24 protein-coding genes, 2 pseudogenes and 1 riboswitch are annotated in these 19,533 nt (G+C 70.2%); of the genes and pseudogenes, 11 read left to right on the forward strand and 15 right to left on the reverse strand.

The genetic code is table 11. The annotated features are described in order from the left end of the window. Window positions 1-8: 8 nt before the first annotated feature. Complete coding sequence (locus AU194_RS12525) at window positions 9-896, reverse strand: fructose bisphosphate aldolase (protein ID WP_059089572.1); 888 nt, start codon at window positions 894-896, stop codon at window positions 9-11. A 159-nt stretch (window positions 897-1,055) separates the two neighbouring features. Between AU194_RS12525 and AU194_RS12530 the strand changes: the two genes are divergently transcribed. Continuing rightward, window positions 1,056-1,568, forward strand: a complete 513-nt coding sequence (locus tag AU194_RS12530; RefSeq protein ID WP_059089573.1) for a hypothetical protein — start codon at window positions 1,056-1,058, stop codon at window positions 1,566-1,568. Here the strand turns inward: AU194_RS12530 and AU194_RS12535 are convergent. Then, entirely contained in the window at window positions 1,565-2,965 is a 1,401-nt protein-coding gene (locus tag AU194_RS12535) for an aminotransferase class V-fold PLP-dependent enzyme (RefSeq protein ID WP_059089574.1), read from the reverse strand. The genes AU194_RS12530 and AU194_RS12535 overlap by 4 nt on opposite strands. Further along, window positions 2,962-3,816, reverse strand: a complete 855-nt coding sequence (locus tag AU194_RS12540) for a helix-turn-helix transcriptional regulator (protein ID WP_059089575.1) — start codon at window positions 3,814-3,816, stop codon at window positions 2,962-2,964. Before AU194_RS12540 ends, AU194_RS12535 begins: the two co-directional genes overlap by 4 nt. A 61-nt stretch (window positions 3,817-3,877) precedes the next feature. Between AU194_RS12540 and AU194_RS12545 the strand changes: the two genes are divergently transcribed. The 4 genes from AU194_RS12545 to AU194_RS12560 all read left to right on the forward strand — a co-directional run bounded on the left by AU194_RS12545 (window position 3,878) and on the right by AU194_RS12560 (window position 7,232). Then, entirely contained in the window at window positions 3,878-5,140 is a 1,263-nt protein-coding gene (locus AU194_RS12545) for an amidohydrolase family protein (RefSeq protein WP_157576058.1), read from the forward strand. Window positions 5,141-5,248: 108 nt separating this feature from the next. Beyond that, window positions 5,249-5,617: a VOC family protein gene (locus tag AU194_RS12550; RefSeq protein ID WP_059089598.1), complete on the forward strand. Its 369-nt coding sequence runs from the start codon at window positions 5,249-5,251 to the stop codon at window positions 5,615-5,617. A 29-nt stretch (window positions 5,618-5,646) separates the two neighbouring features. Continuing rightward, window positions 5,647-6,471 (forward strand): alpha/beta fold hydrolase, encoded by an 825-nt coding sequence (locus AU194_RS12555; RefSeq protein WP_231743320.1) that lies wholly within the window; start codon window positions 5,647-5,649, stop codon window positions 6,469-6,471. A 41-nt stretch (window positions 6,472-6,512) separates the two neighbouring features. Next, window positions 6,513-7,232, forward strand: coding sequence for a phytanoyl-CoA dioxygenase family protein (locus AU194_RS12560; protein ID WP_059089576.1), 720 nt, complete (start codon window positions 6,513-6,515; stop codon window positions 7,230-7,232). A gap of 1 nt (window position 7,233) precedes the next feature. Here AU194_RS12560 and yaaA read toward each other — a convergent pair whose 3' ends face one another. From yaaA to AU194_RS12595, 7 genes and pseudogenes are all read right to left on the reverse strand, one after another. Continuing rightward, the gene (yaaA, locus tag AU194_RS12565; protein ID WP_059089600.1) at window positions 7,234-7,980 is read right to left on the reverse strand and encodes a peroxide stress protein YaaA; all 747 of its coding nucleotides are present in this window, start codon (window positions 7,978-7,980) and stop codon (window positions 7,234-7,236) included. Between the two features lie 23 nt (window positions 7,981-8,003). Then, entirely contained in the window at window positions 8,004-8,483 is a 480-nt protein-coding gene (locus AU194_RS12570; RefSeq protein WP_059089577.1) for an MSMEG_6728 family protein, read from the reverse strand. A 39-nt stretch (window positions 8,484-8,522) separates the two neighbouring features. Beyond that, complete coding sequence (locus AU194_RS12575; RefSeq protein ID WP_059089578.1) at window positions 8,523-9,659, reverse strand: alkaline phosphatase family protein; 1,137 nt, start codon at window positions 9,657-9,659, stop codon at window positions 8,523-8,525. Window positions 9,660-9,695: 36 nt separating this feature from the next. Beyond that, window positions 9,696-10,133, reverse strand: a pseudogene (locus AU194_RS12580) (transglycosylase family protein); the annotation flags it as partial. 9 nt (window positions 10,134-10,142) lie between these two features. Continuing rightward, a riboswitch (cyclic di-AMP (ydaO/yuaA leader) is annotated at window positions 10,143-10,347 on the reverse strand. 217 nt (window positions 10,348-10,564) lie between these two features. Further along, window positions 10,565-10,831 (reverse strand): MoaD/ThiS family protein, encoded by a 267-nt coding sequence (locus tag AU194_RS12585; protein ID WP_059089601.1) that lies wholly within the window; start codon window positions 10,829-10,831, stop codon window positions 10,565-10,567. A gap of 1 nt (window position 10,832) precedes the next feature. Then, window positions 10,833-11,885: a GTP 3',8-cyclase MoaA gene (gene moaA, locus AU194_RS12590; RefSeq protein ID WP_059089579.1), complete on the reverse strand. Its 1,053-nt coding sequence runs from the start codon at window positions 11,883-11,885 to the stop codon at window positions 10,833-10,835. Then, window positions 11,882-12,286: a YccF domain-containing protein gene (locus AU194_RS12595; protein ID WP_059089602.1), complete on the reverse strand. Its 405-nt coding sequence runs from the start codon at window positions 12,284-12,286 to the stop codon at window positions 11,882-11,884. The genes moaA and AU194_RS12595 overlap by 4 nt, the downstream gene beginning before the upstream one ends. A 155-nt stretch (window positions 12,287-12,441) precedes the next feature. Here AU194_RS12595 and AU194_RS12600 point away from each other — a divergent pair, with 155 nt between their 5' ends. Together AU194_RS12600 and AU194_RS12605 are read left to right on the forward strand one after the other, a co-directional pair. Beyond that, complete coding sequence (locus AU194_RS12600) at window positions 12,442-12,852, forward strand: cold-shock protein (RefSeq protein WP_059089603.1); 411 nt, start codon at window positions 12,442-12,444, stop codon at window positions 12,850-12,852. 90 nt (window positions 12,853-12,942) lie between these two features. Further along, window positions 12,943-13,947, forward strand: coding sequence for a glutathione S-transferase family protein (locus AU194_RS12605; protein WP_059089580.1), 1,005 nt, complete (start codon window positions 12,943-12,945; stop codon window positions 13,945-13,947). Here the strand turns inward: AU194_RS12605 and AU194_RS12610 are convergent. Together AU194_RS12610 and AU194_RS12615 are read right to left on the reverse strand one after the other, a co-directional pair. Then, complete coding sequence (locus tag AU194_RS12610) at window positions 13,944-14,432, reverse strand: DUF2771 domain-containing protein (RefSeq protein WP_059089581.1); 489 nt, start codon at window positions 14,430-14,432, stop codon at window positions 13,944-13,946. The genes AU194_RS12605 and AU194_RS12610 overlap by 4 nt on opposite strands. Beyond that, window positions 14,429-16,015, reverse strand: a complete 1,587-nt coding sequence (locus AU194_RS12615; protein ID WP_231743332.1) for an MFS transporter — start codon at window positions 16,013-16,015, stop codon at window positions 14,429-14,431. Before AU194_RS12615 ends, AU194_RS12610 begins: the two co-directional genes overlap by 4 nt. A gap of 190 nt (window positions 16,016-16,205) precedes the next feature. Between AU194_RS12615 and AU194_RS12620 the strand changes: the two genes are divergently transcribed. Next, a complete protein-coding gene (locus AU194_RS12620; RefSeq protein WP_059089583.1) occupies window positions 16,206-16,958 on the forward strand; it encodes a DUF3027 domain-containing protein in 753 nt (250 codons plus the stop codon). On the opposite strand, the gene AU194_RS12625 is transcribed toward AU194_RS12620, so the two are convergent. Together AU194_RS12625 and AU194_RS12630 are read right to left on the reverse strand one after the other, a co-directional pair. Then, window positions 16,959-17,411 (reverse strand): SRPBCC family protein, encoded by a 453-nt coding sequence (locus AU194_RS12625; protein WP_059089584.1) that lies wholly within the window; start codon window positions 17,409-17,411, stop codon window positions 16,959-16,961. Between the two features lie 28 nt (window positions 17,412-17,439). Then, window positions 17,440-17,706 (reverse strand): DUF2530 domain-containing protein, encoded by a 267-nt coding sequence (locus tag AU194_RS12630; protein ID WP_059089585.1) that lies wholly within the window; start codon window positions 17,704-17,706, stop codon window positions 17,440-17,442. 90 nt (window positions 17,707-17,796) lie between these two features. Here AU194_RS12630 and AU194_RS12635 point away from each other — a divergent pair, with 90 nt between their 5' ends. The 3 genes from AU194_RS12635 to AU194_RS12645 are packed head-to-tail and all read left to right on the forward strand — an operon-like array spanning window position 17,797 to window position 19,363. After that, on the forward strand, window positions 17,797-18,228 hold the full coding sequence (locus AU194_RS12635; protein WP_059089586.1) for a MarR family transcriptional regulator: 432 nt from the start codon (window positions 17,797-17,799) through the stop codon (window positions 18,226-18,228). Between the two features lie 28 nt (window positions 18,229-18,256). Further along, the gene (locus tag AU194_RS12640) at window positions 18,257-19,069 is read left to right on the forward strand and encodes an RNA methyltransferase (RefSeq protein ID WP_059089587.1); all 813 of its coding nucleotides are present in this window, start codon (window positions 18,257-18,259) and stop codon (window positions 19,067-19,069) included. Between the two features lie 9 nt (window positions 19,070-19,078). Continuing rightward, the gene (locus tag AU194_RS12645; protein WP_082698613.1) at window positions 19,079-19,363 is read left to right on the forward strand and encodes a DUF2537 domain-containing protein; all 285 of its coding nucleotides are present in this window, start codon (window positions 19,079-19,081) and stop codon (window positions 19,361-19,363) included. Window positions 19,364-19,391: 28 nt separating this feature from the next. Here AU194_RS12645 and AU194_RS33020 read toward each other — a convergent pair. Beyond that, window positions 19,392-19,533: pseudogene (locus AU194_RS33020) on the reverse strand (DUF3071 domain-containing protein); the annotation flags it as partial.

The raw sequence follows: 19,533 nt of genomic DNA on the forward strand, positions 1-19,533 counted from the left end.
GGCGACGGTCAGCCCGCGATGGAGGCGTCGTAGATGCCCTGGATCGCGGCGTCGAGGGTGGCGTTGAACTCCTCGTCGGACTGCTGGGCCGACAACCCCTCGGTCAGCGCGCGGCTGAAGCTGGCGATCACACCGTGGTTCTCGGCGAGCTTCTTGTTGGCCTCTTCGCGCGAGTAGCCACCGGACAGCGCGACGACGCGCAGCACCTTCGGGTGCTCGACCAGCGGCTGGTAGTGGTTGGCCGTCGACGGCAGCGTGAGCTTGAGCATCACCTGCTCGTCGATCGCGTCGAGCTGCTTGGCGATCTCGTCGCGCAGGATGTCCTCGGCCTCGGCTTTGTCGTCGATCGAGATCGTCACCTCGGGCTCGATGATCGGGATCAGTCCGTGCGAGAGCACCTGCTTGCCCACCTCGAACTGCTGGGCCACCACCTCGGCGATGCCCTTGGCGTTGGCGCCGCCGATCACCGAACGCTCCTTGGTGCCGTAGATACCCTTCTCGACCGCCCGCTTGAGCAGTTCGTCGAGTTGCGGCATCGGCTTCATCAGCTGGACGTCGTCGGACACGTCGGCCAGACCCTTGTCGATCTTGAGGAAGGGCACCACGCCCTTGTCCTCCCACAGGTAGGTCGCCGACGGCTTGCCCGCGACCTCGCGGTCCATCGTCTGCTCGAACAGGATCGCGCCCAGCACCCGGTCACCGGTGAACACGGGGGAGGTGATGATCCGGGACCGCATCTTGTGGATCAGGTCGAACATCTCGGTGTCGGTCGAGTACTCGCTCTCCTCGACGCCGTAGAGCCGCAACGCCTTCGGCGTCGAGCCACCGCTCTGGTCGAGGGCGGCCACGAAACCCTTGCCCGCCGCCAGCTTGTCCGTTTGCTGTTGATTCGCCATCGGTGCAGTCCACTCCTTTGAGAACAGTTGATCGCTGACGGATTGGTGTTCGGCCCGCCGAGCCCGGTTCCCTGTGAGGATATTCGGCGCTTACGGACCCGCTGCGGCAGGTGCCGTGCTTGGGTGGAACACACACCCGCAGGCATTGGAAGGAGCCCTATGTCCGCTCTGTCCCCGTTGGTCTCGGTTGCGGCACTGGCGCTGATCGCGGCCGCCCCGGTCGCGCCGCTCACCGTCGGTGTCCTGGCCGCACCCGTTGCCGCCGCGGAGTCCGACGGCACCTTCCTGCCGTTCAGCACCACGCTGCGGCGGTGTGACTACAGTGCCCGCGAGTACTACGACGCCGCGGGCGAGGGCAGGGCCACCGCGACGGTCCGCAGCGGTTCCGGGCAGGTCAGCGCCGACGTCCGGATGACGCAGGCGACGCCCAACACCTTCTACGAGGTGCGGTTGATCCAGGCGCCGCGCGCGTCCGCGGCGGGCTGCGGCGCCGGTGCGCCCGGAACAGCGGTCGCGGCGATGAACACCGACGGGATCGGCTCGGGTGCGGTCACGCTGTCGAGTCCGATCGTGGCCGGAGCGACCGGCGCGTGGCTGTCGATCGAACGCCCGCAACCGAACTCGGCGCTGCCCCAGGAGTTCTACACCACCGACTTCATCGTCGGGATCTAGCCACCGGTCTGATCTCGCCGCACCGCGGCGGCGGCCGCGATCGCCGCGGCCGAGCGGTCGATGTCGTCGTCGGTGGTCGCCCAGTTCGACACACTGACCCGCAGTACGTGGGCGCCCTGCCACGTCGTTCCGCCCAGCCAGCAGGTGCCGTCGCGCTGGATCGCGGCGATCGCGTCCCGGTTGGCGTCGTCGCCGCCAGGGAGCGCGACGAGCACCTGGTTGAGCACCACGTCGTTGAGGACCGTGGCGCCGGGGATCGCCCGCAGGTGCTCGGCCATCCGGCGCGCCTGCGCGCAGTTGCGCTCCACCAGTTCGGCGATGCCGGTACGCCCCAGCGACCGGATCGCCGCGTACACCGGGACCGACCGGGCCCGCCGTGAGCTCTCCGGCACGTAGGTGGTGTTGTCCCGCTGCCCGGCGTCGGCGACGAGGTAGGGGCCGGTCAGGCTCATCGCGGCGCGGTGGGCCTCGGGGTGCGCGACGATCGCCGCCGCACAGTCATAGGGCACGTTGAGCCACTTGTGGGCGTCGACGGCCCAGGAGTCGGCACGGTCGACACCGCGGGTCAGCGGCCGGGTCGACGGCGCCGCGGCGGCCCACAGCCCGAACGCGCCGTCGACGTGCAGCCACGCGCCGTACTCGGCGCACGCGTCGGCGATCGGTTCGAACGCGTCGAACGCGCCGGTGGCGACGTTGCCGGCCTGTGCGCACACGATGGCGGGTCCGGTCTCGGCGGCCAGCGTCGCGCGCAGGGCGTCCGGGTCCATCCGGCCCTGCGCGTCGGCGGGGATGCGGATCGCGGTGTCGCCGCCGAGCCCCAGCAACCGCAGCGCGGTGTGGATGGTGGCGTGCGCCTGTTCCCCGCACAGCACCCGCACCCGCGGCGCGCCGATGAGCCCGTCGCGCTCCACATCCCAGCCGGCGGCCGCGAGCACGGCGTGCCGCGCCGCGGCCAGACATGTGGTGTTGGCGCCCTGTCCACCGGTCACGAACCCGACGCTGGCGTCCCCAGGCAGGCCGAGCAGTTCGGTGACCCAGCCGGCGGTGATCTCCTCGATCGCCGACCCGGCCGGGGACAGGGCGTGGAAGGCCGCGCACTGGTCCCACGCTGAGACCAGCCAGTCGGCGGCGAGCGCGGCGGGGACCGCGCCGCCGACGACGAACCCGAAGTGGCGCGGTCCCGCGCTGGCGACCAGGCCCGGTTCGGCGCCGGTGGCCAGCGCGTCGACGACCTGGGCCGGATCGGTCGGATGCTCGGGCAGCGGGCCGCCCAGCGCCTCGGCGACCTGAGCGGCGGTCATGCGGGCGGCGACCGGCCGCTCGTCGAGTCCGGCCAGATAGGTCTGCGCGTGCCGCACCGCGGTCGGCAGTGCGGCGGTGCGATCGGGATGGGTCATCGTTTCTGCTCCACGGTCTCGGAGGTGGTCGCCCTGCGCCGGTAGGCCGACGGCGTCTCGCCGCAGAACTGGGTGAACGCCCGGGTGAACGAGCTGAGGCTGTCGAACCCGACCGCCGACGACGTCTCCTGCACCGACTGTCCCGGCGCGGCCAGCAGCGCCATCGCCCGCAGCATCCGCGCGTGCAGCAGGTAGGTCCGCCACGACAATCCCAGCTCGTCGGCGAACAGTCGCCGCAGCGTGCGCTCGGACACCGACACCGCTCGGCTGACCTCCTCGGCGGTGACCGTCTGCAGGTGTTCCTTCGTGTAGGTCAGCGCGGCCGCGACGATCGGGTGCTCGGAGCTGGGCAGGTTCAGCGGCGCCTCGTGGTCGAGCGCCTCGATGACGATGTTGCCCAGGGTCTGGAAGAACGCGTCGGAGATCTGGTCGCTGTGCGGGCGGTCGATCGGCCAGCGCAGGGCGTAGATCATCATCTCGCGGATCAGCGGGGACACGGCCAGAATGCGGGCGCGGTCGCCGCCGTCGGGGATCAGCACACTGTCGAACATCACCGCGATGGTCCGCACGTCGGCGTTCATCGTCGCCTGGTGTTCGAGGCCGCACGGCAGCCACGCGGCCTGCTGCGGAGGCACGAGGTAGTGGCCCGACGCCGTCTCCACCTCGACCACCCCGCCGATCGCGTACTCGATCTGGTGCACGTCGTGGCTGTGCCAGCCGGTGATGAGCTCGTCGCCCTCGTACAGGTAGCTGCCTGCCAGCGCGCGGCCCCCGCGGCGCAGGTCGATCACTCGTCCGGACAGGTTGGCCGGTTCGGCCAAACCCTTGGCCGATAGCGCAGAGACGGTCACACCTGTGCACGGTACAACTGGGATGAGTCCAGTGTGACCCCGGACACCTGAAGGAGTGCCTGTGAATGTCGACGACCTGATCCTGGTGAGCATCGACGACCACGTCGTGGAGCCGCCCGACATGTTCCTGCGGCACGTCCCGGCCAAGTACAGGGAGGAGGCGCCGATCGTCGTCACCGACGACAAGGGCGTCGACCAGTGGATGTACCAGGGCCGGCCGCAGGGGGTCAGCGGGCTGAACGCCGTCGTGTCGTGGCCCGCCGAGGAGTGGGGCCGCGACCCCGCCGGATTCGCCGAGATGCGCCCCGGCGTCTACGACGTGCACGAGCGGGTCCGCGATATGAACCGCAACGGCATCCTGGCCTCGATGTGCTTCCCGACGTTCACCGGGTTCTCCGCCCGCCACCTCAACATGCACCGCGAGGAGGCGACGTTGGTGATGGTGTCGGCGTACAACGACTGGCACATCGACGAGTGGGCCGGCTCCTACCCCGGCCGCTTCATCCCGATCGCGATCATGCCGACGTGGAACCCGGAGGCGATGTGCCGCGAGATCCGCCGGGTCGCGGCCAAGGGCTGCCGCGCGGTGACCATGCCGGAGTTGCCGCACCTCGAGGGCCTGCCGAGCTACCACGACGACGAGTACTGGGGTCCGGTGTTCCGGACGCTGTCGGAGGAGAACGTGGTGATGTGCCTGCACATCGGCACCGGGTTCGGGGCGATCAGCATGGCGCCCAACGCGCCGATCGACAACTTGATCATCCTGGCCACCCAGGTGTCGGCGATGTGCGCCCAGGATCTGCTGTGGGGGCCGGCGATGCGCAACTACCCGGACCTGAAGTTCGCGTTCTCCGAGGGCGGTATCGGCTGGATACCGTTCTACCTCGACCGCAGCGACCGGCACTACACGAACCAGAAGTGGCTGCGCCGCGACTTCGGCGACAAGCTGCCGAGCGACGTGTTCCGCGAGCACTCACTGGCCTGCTATGTCACCGACAAGACGTCGCTGCGGCTGCGGCACGAGATCGGCATCGACATCATCGCCTGGGAGTGCGACTACCCGCACAGCGACTGCTTCTGGCCCGACGCTCCCGAGCAGGTGCTCGCCGAGCTCGACGCCGCGGGCGCCTCGGATTCCGACATCAACAAGATCACGTGGGAGAACTCCTGCCGGTTCTTCGGCTGGGATCCGTTCACGCACACCGCCAAGGACGACGCCACGGTGGCGGCGCTGCGCGCCAAGGGCGCCGACGTCGACGTGTCGATCCGCCCGCGGGCCGAATGGGCGCGTCTCTACGAGCAGAAGCAGCTCGCCAAGGCGTAATCCACCTGCGTTGACTCTGCGTCCAGGGCGACGAACCGCGAGTGGACCGCACCCTGAGCGCAGAGTCAGCGGGGTTTGCGGCCGCACATGCGGGGCAACCCGACGATCATGATCGGATCACTACGCTCCGTTGTCGTCGACTGCCGCGAACCCAGAGCGCTGGCCGACTTCTACGCCGGACTCCTCGGCGGCGACGTCACCGCCGAGGAGGACGACTGGGTGGTGCTCACCGAACCGACGGGACACCGGCTGGCGTTCCAGCTCTCACCCGAGCACCGCCCACCGACGTTCCCCGACCCCGCCGGCTCGCAACAGTTCCACCTCGACATCCATGTCGAGGACGTCGACGTCGCCGAACAGCAGGCGCTGGCCCTCGGCGCGACCCGGGTGACCGACGCGCCGGGGGAGAACGACTTCCGGGTCTACCGCGACCCGGCCGGCCACACGTTCTGCCTGGTCTTCAACATCGACGAGTGAGCCGCGGGCGCGGGCGTAGAGTCCGGCCGGTGGAATTCGACCTGCAATTGGCCTCGGGACGGGTGCACGCGCGCTCGTGGGGCGCCGACGACGCACCGGTCCTGCTGTGCGTGCACGGCATCTCGGCCAACCTGACCGCGTTCTCCCACCTGGCCGACCGGATCGCCGGCCCGGACCGCCGTGTCGTCGCCTTCGATCTGCGCGGGCGCGGCCGTAGCGAGGTCACCGCACCGGGCACCTACGGACTCGACAGCCATGCGGGCGACGTGCTGGCGGTGGCCGATGCGCTGGGCGCCGAGACTTTCGACCTCGCGGGCTGGTCGCTGGGTGCGCTGATCGCCATGCGCGTCGCCCGCGACCACACCGCTCGGGTGCGCAGTATCGCGTTGATCGACCACATCGGACCCGCACAGCGGGCCACCCTCAAACCGGTGCGCGAGGGTTTCGAACGGCTCGACGCCGCCGTCGCCACACCGGCCGAATACCTGGACACGGTGCGGGCGGCCGGGATCGTCGACCCGTGGACCCCGTTCTGGGACGAGCACCACACCTATGAACTGGCCCGGCAATCCGACGGGTCGTGGCGTCCGACGACGTCGCGCGCGGCCGCCGAAGAGGACCTGTTCCAGCGCTGGCCCACCGACTGGACCGACCACTGGAAGGCGCTGACGATGCCCGCCGTGGCGATCCGGGCGACCGGACCGCTCAACGGGTCGGCCCTCATCCCCGACGATGCGCTGGCCGCCATGCGCGCGACCAATCCGGGCATCCGGGTCGTCGACGTCGAGAGCAACCACTTCACCTGCATCGTCGACCCCGCTACCGTCGACGCGGTCCAAAACGTGCTGGCGTAACTCACTTTCGCGAGCACCGCCCGGTAGGGCACTGTGTCGGCGTGGTGGATGTGGCGACCTTCGAACGCGACGGCTATCTCAAGATCAGCCAACCGCAGTTGCGTGACGCCGCGGCGGCGGCGCGGGCACTGCTGTGGCGACAGCTGGGGGTGTCACCGGACGACCCGGCGACATGGACGCAGCCGGTGATGTGGGCGTCGGACATGACCGGCGCGGGCCCGTTCGGGGAGTTGGCCGGTAGCCGGCGCCTGGCCGAGGTGCTGAATGCGTTGTGCGGCAACGGAAATTGGCTTCCTCGGGGTGCGCTCGGCAATGTCGTGGTCCGGTTCCCGGTGCGGCCGCCCGCCGAGGACCGCGGATGGCACATCGACATGAACACAGCGCTGTCCGACGGCGGCTGGGCGGTCAGCGGGCGTCCGCACACGCTGCTGTTGTTGACGCTGCTCTCGGATGTCGGACCCGACGACGCACCCACCCGCATCCGCCGCGGATCGCATCGCGACGTCGCGGCGGCGCTCGACGAGACGCCGGCCGACCACGTCGCCGCGGGGGCGGTGGTCGACCGGGTGAGCGCCGGACGGCCCGTCGTACACGCGACCGGGGAGCCAGGGGACATGTACGTCGTGCATCCGTTCACCGTGCACGCCGCCGACGAACACCGCGGCGGCACACCGCGATTCATGGCGCAGGCGCCGGTGTTGCTGACCGAGCCGCTGCATCCGCGGCACCCCTCGGTGCTGGCGCGGGTATGGTCCGGCTGAGTCAGGCCGGCACCACGATCACCAACTCGTTCCCGTCGCGTTCGGTGCGCATCCCGGCCCGCCGGGCCACCGTCGCGACGGCCGCGGCGTCACCGGGTTCGGCGCGGGTGGACGCCAGCGCACGGGCCAGCCGACCTTTGTGCGCCTTGTTGAAGTGGCTCACCACCGAGCGTTTACCGTCGGCGCGTTCGGCGACCACGTCGACGCGCACGGCGCCGGGCAGCCGGCCCAGCGCGGCGTAGGACCCCGACCGCAGATCCACGACGAGCTCGTCGTCGGCGATGCCGGCGAGCACCGGTTCGAGAGCGGGACGCCAGCGCGCCGTCAGCGACGTGCCGCCGGGCAGTTTCGAGGTCGCCGACAGCCGATACGCGGGCACCGGATCGTCGGCGCGCAGCAGCCCGAACAACGCCGATCCGACCGCGAGCCGCTGCCGCGCCCGCGTGGCCGTCGCGCCGTGCAGCGTTCCGATGTCGAGGGCGTCGTAGAGCACGCCGGTGTAGCGGTCGATCGCGGGCAGCGTCGGCGCGGTGTACAGGGCGGCGTTGCGCTCGATCTCCGCGTCCTGCTTCGGCGACAGCCCCAGCGCGGCGCGGCTGGCCTCCCGGTCGGCGGACAGGTCGACGAGTTCGTCGACCAGCGCTTTACGCACCGGTCCGAGTTCGGGGAAGGAGAGTCGGTCGAGGCTCAGCGGTGGGCCGTCCCCGCCGACGCGTTTGGTCTCCGAGGGCGGCAGCAGCACGAGCACGGCGACGAGGGTATCGCCCGCGCTCAGACCGGTATGCGGCGGTCGCGGTCCGACGCCGGCCACACATAGGGCAGATCGTCGGGTACGTCGGGGAACAGCGGCCGGTAGTGGTCGGGGTCCTTCTTCACCAGCGCGGCCTGATGGCTGCGGTGGAAGTCCGGGTCGCCGAGCCACGGCGGCAGCTCGCCCGCGGGCCCGAGTTCGGCCTGCGAGCGGACGGTGTGGATGCCGACGGTCGCTCCGAGGTCTGTCGTCAAGGTGGTGGCGCACGTGTCGGCGCGGCCGGTTTCACACCAGTGCGCACAGATCTGCAACCCGTACCGCACGAGCGCTTCTTCGTACCCGGCCCACATCGCCGCGGCGGGATGGTGGCGCCAGCCGTAGCCGGGGACGGTCAACGCCCGCAGCACCTGGATGACCTCCACCCGCTGTTTACCCAGCCGGCGCGCGTCGAGGACCGCGGCGCTCGCGTCGAAATCCGCGCACGGGAGAAAGGTCTGCATCGCTTCCCGACGTACCCGCGCGGCGGGCGGCTCACACGCCTAGGTGTAGGCGAGCAGCAGCGGAATCCGCTGCTCGGCGTCGGTGAGGGAGCCGTGCTGACCGCGCAGCGACGACTCCATCGGCTCGGTGGTCCGCCGTACCAGCGCCGCGGAATCCCTTGCCGCGACGACGATGTCGCCGATCCGTGACCGCGCGTCGTCGGCCACGCGGGAACCGAACCAGCCCGCGTCGATCGCCTCGTCCCGGGTGGCGACCCACGCGAGGTCGCCCAGCGTCTCCCGCCACGCCGCGAGCACGGCCGGCGTCGCCCCGTCGGCGACGTACACATAGCGGGCCCGTGCCTCACCGGCGACGGTGTCGACGCCGTCGAACAGCGGCGGGCAGTCGTCGAGGTCGAGCGTGCGGACCGGGTCGACCTCGACCATCCCGTGGTCGGCGATCACGGCCAGCAACGCACCCGGCGGCAGCCCGGCGACCACCGACTCGACCAGCCGGTCCACCTGACGCAGCTGCATCCGCCACGCCGTCGACCCGGGTCCGTACACGTGGCCGAGCAGGTCGAGGTCGCCGTGGTAGCCGTAGCAGAAGCCGCCGCCCTCGAGGGCTGTGCGCACCGAGGCGGCCAGGTCGCCGAGCCCGTGCACCCCGACGAACCGGCCGCCGCGCAGTGCGGCGCGGGTCATCCCCGAACCGTCGAACTCGGCATTCGAGACGACGTGCACGGCCACCCCGGCCGACGACGCCCGTTCGAACAGCGTCGGCACGGGCTGCACCGCCTCCGGCGGCAGCGCATCGCGCAGATCCTCACCCCACGGGTGCCTGCGCCAGCGCAGCGGATTTACCACTCCGGTACCCGGCATGCGGAAGGTGTAGCCCACCATGCCGTGCGTTCCGGAGCGACAGCCCGTGCCCACCGAGGCGAGGCTCGCCACCGTGGTGGACGGGAAGCCCACCTGCAGCGTCCGGCCCCGCAACCCGGCCAGCACCGGCGCATCGTCGGCGTGCCGGTCGAGCAGTTCGGCGCCGAGGCCGTCGATCAGCAGGACGCAGGCCGAGCCGATGCCCGTTGGCAGGTCGATGCGGGCCTCGAAACCGGGCACCTCCATCGCCGCGAGTACCGACGGAACGACGTCAGCGAGGTGGGGCAGGTCCGGCCGCGGTCGGGGCAGGTGCATCCGAGCAGCGTGTCACACCTGCGGCGGTCACGCCGGGATCGGCGGCGGGGGCGGCAGGATGCCGTTCAGCGGTGCGGCGTCCAGCGGCTGGTCGACGACGTTGCGGGGCGTGGCGCCGGACAGCGGGCCGCCGCAGGAGGGCCATGCGCCCTTGCCCTGGCTGGCGAGCACGCGCTCGGCGACGGCGATCTGCTCTTCCTTGGTGGCCATGTGCGCGGCCGGCGCGAATTCCCCGCCGCCGTGGCCGGACCAGGTGCTGGGGGAGAACTGCAGCCCACCCTGGTACCCGTTGCCGGTGTTGATGGCCCAGTTGCCGCTGGATTCACACGCGGCGACCTGATCCCATTCGCCGTCCGTGGCGGCCCCGGCCTGCGCGGCGAGGGCAAGGCTTCCGCCACCGATCACTGCGCCCGTGAAGGCGATCTTGGCGACGCTGACTGTCGAGTTGGTTGGCTTACGATGCCGTCCGCTCATAAGTGCGTTAGGTCCTCTCGTCGGCGCCCGCGAGGTCAGCTGTCGGGTTCGGGTGGGAGAGGTCACCCGGCCGGTCTCGGTAAACCGATCTCGGCTTCACCCCAAGGGGCCGCATGCGGCCCCAGGTCCTTCGGTGGACCGGTGGGTCCCCCGCCTCCATCCAGGTGGTTCGTGGTCCCCCGCGTCGACGGATGGAGCTCGGCGCTATCGGGCGGGGCGGGTCGGTTGATTAGGGTCAACTGACCTGGGACTGAACGGTAACGGCTCCCTTTGCACCCGTCACCTTTTGCCGACCTCGGCGTTTCCGGCTCCGGCAAATCTTGAGAGGGCTCTAAAAGTGCAGGTTGGCTAAGCGTTTTCGCAGGTGTTTCCGGTCGTGAACTGGGTCATAGCCAGCTTGTGACCATTTCGTTATGTGATGCAAATCACGCTTATCCGCCGGCGAACGGGGGAAGTACATCGAGCGTCTGGGCGTTCGACAACCCAATCCCCGTATCCCGCACCGCGACACCGTCGCAGAGATACGAACACCGCGCCAGCACCCGGCTCAACTCCGGGCTGCGCGAAGCCAATTCGTCGACCAGGTCCTGCACCGTGGTGCCCGCGGGCAGCGTCAGGTTCTCTGACTCGACGCCTGCGGCCGCCCTCGCCGCCGCGAAGTAGCGCACGGCCACGCGCACCGTCGTCGTGGTCGTCACGTCACCCTCCGATCGCACTCATCGGGCGGTCGGGCTGTTCGAAATCCGGATCGTTGATGCCGTGCCCGGCCGCCTTCGTCCACATCGCCGCCCGCCACGCCTGCTCGATCGCGTCGTCGTCGGCACCGCTGCGCAGCAGCCGCCGCAGATCGCTCTCCTGGCGGGCGAACAGACAGTTGCGCACCTGACCGTCGGCGGTCAACCGGGTGCGGTCACACGCCGCGCAGAACGCCTCGGACACCGACGCGATCACCCCGACCGTCGCGGTCCCGCCGTCGACCCGCCACAGCTGCGCCGGGGCCGAACCCCGCGGCTCGGCGTCGGGCACCAGCGTGAAGTGCCTGCGCAGCGCGGCCAGGATGTCGGCGGCCTCCAATGAGCGGCCACGCTGCCACTGGTGTTCGGCGTCGAGCGGCATCTGCTCGATGATGCGCAGCTGGTAGCCGTGGGCCAGGCAGAACCGCAGCAGCTCGACGGCGTCGTCCAGCCCGGTGTCGGGGTCGAGGACCGCGTTGACCTTGACCGGCGTCAGCCCGGCCGCTTTCGCCGCGGCCAGCCCCGCCAGCACGTCGCGAAGCCGGTCGCGCCGGGTGATCCGCGCGAAGTGCGCCGCGTCGACAGTGTCCAGGGAGACGTTGACCCGGTCCAGACCGGCCGCCTTGAGCGCCTCGGCGCGCCGCGCGAGCCCCAGTCCGTTGGTGGTCATCGCCATCTCCGGGCGGGGCCGTAGCGCCGCCGTCGCGGCCACCACCTCTTCCAGGTGGCGCACGACCAGCGGTTCACCACCGGTGAACCGCACATTCGTCACGCCGAGGCGGGTCACCGCGATCCGCAGGAGCCGGATCAATTCGTCGGGGCGCAGCAGTTGCTCACCGGGCAGCCAGTCCAGGCCCTCGGCGGGCATGCAGTAGGTGCAGCGCAGATTGCAGCGGTCGGTCAGCGAGACCCGCAAATCCTTTGCGATACGGCCGAAGGTGTCCACGAGCGGCCCGGTGGTGGGCATACCCGCGGCGGGCCGCTGGATCGTCGGGAGACCGAGTGAGGTGACTGTCATGCAGCGGCTCGCATGGCCGGTGCGGGCGGATCGACGGGGACGATCTCCTTGCCGAGCGGGACCAGAGAGACCGGGACGAGTTTGAGGTTGGCCAGCGCCAACGGGATGCCGATGATCGTCACGGCCATCGCCGCCGCGCTGAGGATGTGGCCGATCGCCAGCCAGATGCCGAACAGCAGCACCCAGATGACGTTGCCGATCAGCGCGCCGGGCCGGGTGCCCGGCTTCTCGACGATGGTGCGGCCGAACGGCCACAGCGCATAGGACGCGATCCGGAACGCGGCGAAGCCGAACGGGATCGTGATGATGAGGACGAAGCAGAGGATGCCCGCCAACGCGTACCCCAGCGCGAGCCACAGGCCGCCGAAGATCAACCAGATGACGTTGAGCAGTACTCGCATGTTCGGGCGCACTTCTTCCTTCAGCGGTGGCACAAAGCCTACCGATAAGGGTGTGAAGACGCCGGGTGACTCCGAGTAGGATCGGCGGCGACGCGTCCCGTCGACGAACGGGACGCTTTCGTTATGTCAGTGCGAGCGACGAGCAGGTGACCAAAGTGCCGACCGGCAGGGTGAAGTGGTACGACGCCGAAAAGGGCTTCGGCTTTCTGTCCCAGGAGGACGGCGAGGACGTCTACGTCCGCTCTTCGGCGCTGCCCGCGGGTGTCGAAGTCCTCAAGGCGGGCCAGCGCGTCGAATTCGGTGTCGCCGCCGGTCGACGGGGTCCGCAGGCGCTCAGCCTCACGCTGATCGACCCGCCGCCGAGCCTGAGCAAGAACCGTCGCGAGGCCGAGCGGCCCGAGCACAAGCACACCCCCGATGAGCTGCACGGCATGATCGGTGACCTCATCACGCTGCTCGAGAACACGATCCAGCCGGATCTGCAGAAGGGCCGCTACCCCGACCGCAAGGTGGCGCGCCGGGTGTCGGAGGTCGTCAAGGCCGTCGCCCGCGAACTCGACGCCTGACCTATCGCGCCGAACGTGCGCCCCATTGCGAAATCCGGACGGATTCTCCGCAGTGGCTTCACGTTCGGCGAAGTCGGGCACACTGCAGGCATGGCTTATGTCGCACCCGGTGGCGAATTCAACCGCGACACGAAATACATCGAGACCCGCATCACCGCCGACGGCCGCGACGGCTATCCGGTCGAACCGGGGCGTTATCGGCTGATCGTGGCGCGCGCGTGTCCGTGGGCGAACCGCACGATCATCGTCCGGCGCCTGCTCGGTCTCGAGGACGCGCTGTCGATCGGGTTCTGCGGGCCGACCCACGACGAACGCAGTTGGACCTTCGACCTCGATCCCGGCGAAGTGGATCCGGTGCTGAAGATCCCGCGCCTGCAGGACGCCTACTTCAAGCGGTTCCCCGACTATCCGAAGGGCATCACGGTGCCCGCGATCGTCGAGGTGTCGACGGGTGAGGTCGTGACCAACGACTTCCCGCAGATCACGCTGGACTTCTCCACGGAGTGGACCGCTTTTCATCGTGACGGCGCCCCTGATCTCTACCCGGAGAAGCACCGCGACGAGATCGACGAGGTGGCCCAGCGGATTTACACCGAGGTCAACAACGGCGTCTACCGCTGCGGATTCGCCGGCTCACAGGACGCCTACGAGAAGGCCTACGACCGGTTGTTCACCGCGCTGGACTGGCTCGAGGAGCGGCTGACCGAGCAGCGCTACCTCGTCGGCGACACCATCACCGAGGCGGACGTGCGGCTGTTCACCACGCTGGCTCGCTTCGACCCCGTCTACCACGGACACTTCAAGTGCAACCGGGCCAAGCTGTCGGAGATGCCCGCCCTGTGGGGTTATGCCAGGGACCTGTTCCAGACCCCCGGTTTCGGCGACACGATCGACTTCGTGCAGATCAAGCAGCACTACTACATCGTCCACTCCGACATCAATCCCACGCAGGTGGTGCCCAAGGGTCCCGAGCTGGCCAACTGGCTGACGCCACACGGCCGCGAAGCGTTGGGCGGCAGGCCGTTCGGCGACGGGACGCCACCGGGCCCGACCCGCGAGGGGGAGCGGGTCGCCGCCGGGCACACCCCGCTCTAGGGCCAGACCATGCGGACCGACCACTCCGCATGCGGTATCTCGAACACCTCGCCGGTCTCGTCCTGGACGAGGGTCAGCAGCTGCACCGCGATCCCGGTCAGCCTGCCGCGCTGCGGGTCGACGGTCGGAATCGTGACCGCCAGCCGGCTCTCCGGCCGGAACACCGATTCGGTGGTGTCGACCGGGTCCTCGTAGACGCGCAGCAGCCGCCACGGCGCATCGGAGATCTCCGGCGGGATCGACAGCTGCACCGGATCCTGCTCGGTGACGGTCAGTTCCCCCTGCTGGCCGGCGGGCTCACACACCGTGGGATCGAGCACGTCGCAGAACTGGAACGGCCCGACGCGGGTCAACTCGCCGTGGGTGTAGGCGCTGATCTCGGGCAGTTCGGGCCCGCGGTCGCGGCTGAGCTGCCAGACCAGCACCCCCGTGGCGGCAGCGGCCAGCACCGCGACGGCGGCGAGCGCCGCCCATACGCGTTTCACTCGTGCGCCACCCCGGCGGTGTCGGAGCGCCGCCCCTCCTGTTCGGCCAGCACCGGCCGATTGCCGCCGAACCCTGGTATCAGCGATTCGCCCCGATAACTCACCACGGTCTGCGCCAGCCCGAGAATCAACACGGCAGTGATCGTAGTGAAGCCGATCCACAGGTCGGTGTAGATGAGCACGCCGGTGGCCCCACCCGCGACCCACGCCAGCTGCAGCAGCGACTCCGAGCGGCCGAACGCCGACGCCCGCGACTCCTCCGGCAGGTCGTCCTGCAGGGACGCGTCGAGCGAGGCCTTGGCGATCGCGCTGGCACCCGAGGTGATCAGCGTGGCGGCCGCCGCCATCAGCAGATTCCCCGTCAACGCGGTCAACAGCGCGACGGCCGTCACCGCGATCGCGGCGCGCACGACCACCTTCGCCGGGTGGCCGAGCTCGAGCCGCGCGCTGGTCATGTTGCCGATGAAGTTGCCGACCGCGGCGGCGGCGCCGATCAGGCCGAGGATGCGCAGCTGCTCCCAGCCGGTGGCGTCGTGCGATTTCGCGACGAACGCCGGATACAGGAACAAGAACCCGACCATCACCTTGATCGTGCAGTTGCCCCACAGCGCAGTGATGGTGTTGCGGCCCATCGGCTGGCGGGCCTTGCCCGGCCGCTCCGACGGCGGTTCGCGGCGCAGGTCGTTACTGCCGCCGTGGTAGCTCAGCGTTGCGGGCACCTCGCCAGCGGTGACCTCGACCCACTTGGGGATCCGCATCGACAGCGCCGCCCCCGCCACGGTCGCCGCGACGATGACGTACAGCGCGCCGGGCAGGTGGAACAGGTTGAGCAGATACTCGGCCCCGGCCGCGATCCCGCCGCCCACGACGGTGCCGCCCAACAGCCCGAACGTGGTCAGCCGGGAGTTGACCCGCACCAGATCGATACTCGGGGGCAGCACGCGCGGGGTGACGGCGCTTCGCAGCACCGAGAACGATTTGGACAACACCATCATCCCGAGCGCGCACGGGTAGAGCACCCACGACTGGTAGCTGCCCGTCTCGCCGTCGTAGTTGGCGATCAGCAGCACCACCAGCGCGGTGCGCAGCAGGAACGACGCGGCCAGCGCGACCCGGCGGCCGTGCTGCAGCCGGTCGAGGGCGGGGCCGATCAGCGGTGCGATCACCGCGAACGGCGCGATGGTGATCAACAGGTACAGGGCGACCTTGCCCTTGCTCTCCCCGCTCGCCGCGGCGAAGAACAAGGTGTTGGCCAGCGCCACCGCCATGGCCGCGTCGACCGCGAAGTTGGCGACCACCGGCCACGTCAAGGCCGTCAGCCCGGACTTGTCGGCACCGTCGGCCGTGGCCGCCCGGTGCACCAGCCCGTACATCCGCGAGCCCATCTCGCGGCTGCGCTGCGCGGCGGCCCGGGTGACGGTGACCTTGCCCGCGGCCGACCCCACGCCGGGCGGCGGACCGTCGTCGTAGCGGTAGCGCGCGGACGTCGGCTCGTCGAGCGGGGGCAGCCACCGGTTCGCGCTGGGCGTGGACTGCCTGCGCGGGCGCCGGTGATAGTCGCCGCCGCTGGGGTAGTTGGCCATCCCCGGGTGGTCGTGCCCCGCGGGCGGCCGGGGCGGGTAGTAGCGCGGATCGCGGCGGGAATCCCTGGGATCCTCGTCACTCCACTCACGTCCGCCGGCCACGTCACGATTGTCCCCCATGGCGCCGACAGGAGCCCGACAGCCGACCGGTGTGGCTTCCCGGTATCGCTCTGCGGCAGTATGGGATGCGATGGACAGCGTGACCGATACCCCCGCCGACCTGGAAGCGGTGCTCATGGGCGCCGGCGAGCAGGCGCGTGCCGCACTCGTCGAGTTCAGCGGGGACGACACGGTCGGGGAGTACCTGGGCGCCTCGCTCGAGGACCCGACCTCGGCCACCCACCGGTTCCTGGCGAACATGCCCGGCTACCGGGGCTGGCAGTGGGCCGTCGTCGTCGCCGCGTATCCGGGTGCCGACCACGCCACCATCAGCGAACTCGTGCTGGTCCCCGGCCCGACCGCGCTGCTGGCCCCCGAATGGGTGCCCTGGCACGACCGGGTGCGCCCGGGCGACCTCGGACCCGGTGATCTGCTCGCGCCGTCGCGCGAAGACCCGCGCCTGGTGCCCGGCTACCTCGCCAGCGGCGATCCGCAGGTCGACGAGGTCGCGGCCGAGGTGGGTCTCGGCCGCAAGCAGGTGCTCAGCCAGTGGGGCCGCGTCGACGCCGCGCAGCGCTGGCACGACGGCGACTTCGGACCCGGTTCGGCGATGGCGCGGGCGACCAAGCGGGTCTGCCGCGACTGCGGGTTCTACCTGCCGCTGTCCGGATCGCTCGGAATCATGTTCGGTGTCTGTGCCAACGAGATGTCCGCCGACGGCCACGTCGTCGACGCTGAATACGGCTGCGGGGCGCATTCGGACACTCCGGCGCCGCAACTCACCGGCTCACCGCTGTACGACCCGTACGACGACGGCGTCATCGACGTCGCCGACGGCGACTGATCAGCGCTCCGCGGCGGCCTTGATCTTGGCCAGCGATTCGTTCATCCCCGCGACGAGTTCCTCCTCGAAGCTGGGCACCCCGCCGAACAGCGCGTTGACGGTCATGGTCGACACCGCCTTGACCCCGTTCTCCGCGTTGCGGGTCTCGACGAGCCGGGTCCCGGTGGCGGTCGGCTCGAGCTCGTAGCTCCACACCGTGTTGTTGGCGTCGACGCGGAACGCCACCTTCTTCTCGGGGACGACCTCGGTGACCGTGCAGGTGGTCGGCCAGAACAGGAATTTGCGACGGTTGAGGTTGAGCGTCTTGGTGCCCGGACGCAGCGGGCCGAGCGGCTTCATGACGCGGCACTGCGGGCTCCACTGCGGCATCTTGGTCAGGTCGGAGACCAGCGACCACACCTTCGTCACCGGGGCGTCGATCTCGATCTCAGCGTGGAGCAGCGGTGCGGCCATACGTCCTCCTCGGATGCGGGGGAGCGGGTCAGGTGAGCCCGCTCTGGGCGCCGCGTGCGCCGCGGCGTACGGCGTGACGTTGCCACAGGAAGATCGACGTGCCAAACACCCCGATGCCGAGCCCGGCGACCGTGTACGGCCGCCACTCGTGCAGTCCGGCGACGGTGAACGCGAGCACGGTCGCCACCAGCCACGCCACCGCGATCACCAGGATGACCGGCCGCGGGTCGAGCAGCGCGGGGGGCAGCGGCGGCGGTTGCGGCGGGGTGTTCCCCGAAGCGGAATGGTCGGTCATCACGGGCCAATCTAATGCATGAAAATGCGTCCGTAACAGGCCTTATGGGTTTTGCCGCCGCTTTTAGCGGCGCTATGTAAGATTTGCTTCGTGATCGACCTCGAGTCCCGGCTGGCCAGCGATTTGTCCCTCGCAGTAGTGCGGCTGGCTCGCCAATTGCGCTTCCGGCGTGCGGAATCGCCGGTTTCGCTGTCGCAATTGTCAGCGCTGTCAACGCTGGCCAAAGAGGGTGCGATGACTCCGGGAGCGTTAGCTGTGCGGGAGCGGGTCCGCCCGCCGTCGATGACGCGGGTGATCGCGTCACTGGCCGAGATGGGATTCGTCGCGCGCACCGCGCATCCGGTCGACGGCAGGCAGGTGCTGGTGTCGGTCTCCCAGGCCGGGGCCGACCTCGTGGAGGCCGAGAAGCTCGCCAGCCAGGAGTGGCTGCAGCAGCGGATCGCGCGGTTGGACCCCGATCAGCGCCGGACCCTGCTGGTGGCCGCCGACCTGCTGTCGGCGATGGTCGAGGAGAGCGCGTAAGCTTCGCCGCCGTGCGGAGACAGGAGAGTTGACGACCGTCATCGACGTCGACGACCCCGGCGACCCCCGGCTCGACGACTTCCGCGACCTCAACAGCATCGACCGCCGACCGGATCTGCCCAGCGGCAAGGGGTTGGTCATCGCCGAGGGGGTACTGGTCGTCCAGCGCATGGTGGCCTCCCGGTTCACCCCGCGCGCCCTGCTCGGCACCGATCGCCGCCTCGCCGAACTCGGCGCCGACCTCGACGCCGTCGACGCGCCGTTCTACCGGGCCTCGGCCGAGGTGATGGCCGACGTCGTCGGGTTCCACCTCAACCGCGGGGTGCTCGCGTCCGCGTCGCGACCTCCCGAGCTCGCCGTGGCCGACGTGTTCGACGGCGCCCGCACCGTGGCGGTTCTCGAGGGCGTCAACGACCACGAGAACCTCGGCTCGATCTTCCGCAACGCCGCCGGGCTGGGCGTCGACGCGGTGATCTTCGGTGCCGGCTGTGCCGATCCGCTGTACCGGCGGGCGGTGCGGGTGTCGATGGGGCATGCGCTGCTCGTCCCCTTCGCCCGCGCGACGTCCTGGCCCGACGAGCTCAACTTGTTGCGCGACAACGGTTTCCGGCTCCTGGCGATGACCCCGGATCCGGCCGCCGAGACCCTCGCCGAGGCGATGACCGCCCTGGCGGGAGACAAAGTGGGGTTTCTCGTCGGCGCGGAAGGTCCCGGTCTGACCGAGCGCGCGATGCGCGCGAGCGACCGACGAGTGCGCATCCCGATGTCGCGCGGCACCGATTCCCTCAACGTGGCGACCGCCGCCGCGCTCGCGTTCTACGAACGCGTGCGGGCGGGCTAGATTTAGCCCGTGACCGACGAATCCACGCCCTGGGGAACGGGTTTGACGGTGGCTTTCGGTGTCGCCGCGGTGATCGCCACGGCCGTCATCGTGCTGAGCGTCGGCCTGCTCCGGGTGCATCCACTGCTCGCGGTGGGGCTGAACATCGTCGCTGTCGGCGGACTGGCGCCGACGGTGTGGGGCTGGCGGACCCGGCCGGTGTGGCGGTGGTTCGCCTTCGGTGCGGGCGTCGGGGTGGCCGCGGGCTGGATCGCGCTGGTGGCGATGTCGTTCAGCGGGTTGATGCCGAGCTAGCGCTGCTGTCTGCTCTTCGCGCGAGCGCTCATCGCTGCCCGCCCGAGCGGACCCCCAGCAGCACGTCCTCCCAAGCCGGCACCGTCGGCCGCGGCTTGGCCTTCCGCGACTTGGCGGGCTTGGGCTCCTCGGCCGCGGGCTCCGGGGCGGGCTCGGGTTCCGGTTCGGGC

This window comes from Mycobacterium sp. GA-2829, assembly GCF_001499965.1.
In the GTDB taxonomy this organism is placed as follows: Bacteria; Actinomycetota; Actinomycetes; order Mycobacteriales; family Mycobacteriaceae; genus Mycobacterium.